Annotated in this window: 1 protein-coding gene and 1 pseudogene; one reads left to right on the top strand and one right to left on the bottom strand. The window is 44.3% G+C overall.

Annotated elements, in window-relative coordinates:
• Positions 1-1,126 (bottom strand): DASH family cryptochrome (locus R7040_RS24340; RefSeq protein WP_318097240.1); only part of this gene is annotated, 1,126 nt, incomplete at its 3' end.
• Between the two features lie 320 nt (positions 1,127-1,446).
• Here R7040_RS24340 and R7040_RS24335 point away from each other — a divergent pair.
• Positions 1,447-1,672: pseudogene (locus R7040_RS24335) on the top strand (GGDEF domain-containing protein); the annotation flags it as partial.

Here is a 1,672-nt window from a genome sequence, read left to right as displayed (position 1 = left end):
CGACATCGTAGTCAATCAACTGCGTTTCAAAGTAGGCTGCGCCATACCGCCAGTCCAACCCCAGTTCATGAACAAGGCAACTTGCAACCAACTGACGTCCACGGTTAGACATATAACCAGTGTGATCCAGTTGGTGCATGCACGCGTTGACGATGGGATACGGTGTGGTGCCGTTTTTCCACTGCTGAAAACGATGCGCATAAAAGCTGGTTAACGGCGGTTGATTGCGAATACCACCAAACCGAAACAGCCTTTGTTGATAACACCTTGCGTACCAATAAAAATATTCGCGCCACAACAATTCAAAGTAAATCCAGTAAGTCGAATCATTCGCCCCTTGGGTTTGTTCATACTGTTTGAGCATGGCATAAATCATTCTTGGCGACACACAACCAAGCGCAAGCCAAGGTGAAAATTTGGTGGAATACGCCATCCCGTCGAGTCCGTTCCTCGTCTCTTTATATGAGCTTGCCAAGCCAGAAGAAAAGTAACGCCGACAATGCGCAAGACCACTCCATTCTCCGCCAAAAAACAGCGCCGACTCATCAAAGTAAGAAGAGGATGAAGTTGGCAGTTGAGCGCCTTTTGGCATTGGCGGTAGGTAGCTCGGCGCATCTATTGGGTGGGCGATGTCTATCCCTTCAACGCACTTTCTAAACTGAGTAAAAGTCTCAGGTAGATCAGGCAACGTAAACGGCAGCTTGCTTTCGTCGAACAAACTGCGTACAGAGTGCTGAACAATGACAAGGTGTGGGTATTCATCTTGCAGCTTGTGCAATATGCTCTGTTCATCCGAGCCAGCCATTGCGTCTGAATAAAGATGAGTGACACTCAAATATTGAATGGCATATTTGAGGGCTTGATACGGGGGTATATCTAGCGTCCAAAGTCGCTGACCTAACTGGCCGAGTGCGTCATTCAGTTCGCACAAAGACGCATCGATAAATTTCTGCCTAGCTCGTCCGAGCGTTGCCTCCTGAGCAAAATGATGGAGAAAAGGAGTTACTGAAGGGCGACAATACAAGCAAACCAATTCATCCAGAAAAGATGAGGCATCAACCAATAGCGAGTTATCGTGAAGTCTTAGGTCAAACGTAAACCAGTAAAGCCCTATTTTCTTTTTCAAAAAACGTCCTTAGGCGAGGAGCTAAATGTACTGATTTGTTTTACGCTCGGCATCGCGAGCGGATCATCCGTTCTTACTAACTACAGCGCTTTCCATGCTCTTTGCATGAATCGTGAACATAAGAGCCAAATCGTATTTCCATCCTCAATCGTTCACTTTTTAAACCGTGATTTTATAAAATCAAATTTCAGATTTATGAATATCACCGCTATTTGCTCATTTTTTTATATAAACCAAGCAAAAATGATAAAAATTAAAGCGATATTAGTTAATATCCGGTAATCTAAATCCAATTCCATTTTGCTAGTAACATCGCAGAAATGACTGACGAGTTTAAGAAATCGACCGCTAACTTAAAAAAAGCGGTGCCACTAATGATCAAAAATCATGTAGCTGCCACCCCCGCAAACTACGCGCTTTGGTATACCTACGTAGACAAAACCATTCCAGAACTCAATTTTGAGATGGACGAAGTGTTAGAACACTACGGTATTTGTCCACCAGCAGCGAACAAACAGCTTTACAACAACTACGTGGCCAGTAGAG

Source organism: Vibrio sp. 1069, assembly GCF_033340555.1.
The sequence above is the reverse complement of the archived record's forward strand: the minus strand, read 5'-3'. Positions and strand labels throughout refer to the sequence as shown.